Origin of the sequence: Halorubrum sp. SP9 (genome assembly GCF_005435015.1) — an archaeon.
GTDB lineage: Archaea > Halobacteriota > Halobacteria > Halobacteriales > Haloferacaceae > Halorubrum > Halorubrum sodomense.
The window spans coordinates 1-229 of the sequence record NZ_SGXU01000335.1; the positions used below are offsets into that span (position 1 = coordinate 1).

At 70.3% G+C, this 229-nt stretch carries 1 pseudogene; it reads right to left on the bottom strand.

Annotated elements, in window-relative coordinates:
* A pseudogene (locus EXE45_RS19995) lies at positions 1 to 229 on the bottom strand (hypothetical protein); the annotation flags it as partial.

The window sequence follows — 229 nt, forward strand, 5'->3', positions numbered from 1 at the left end:
ATCCGAGGCGGCGATTCGGAGAGGAGTTCCCCGGTCGGGAGTCCGACTGCGCCGAGCTCCCACGTCGGCGTCCGACCGTTTTCGAAGCCGTGGTCGTAGAGGAACCCCGCGACCGCCGGGTGGTACAGCATCGGGGCACCGCCGGAGGTGGTGGCGGTGCTGCCGCAGCGGTCGCATTCGAACTCCGCGTGGGCGGGCAATCCGCCTATCCCCTCGTCCGCGTCGTCGA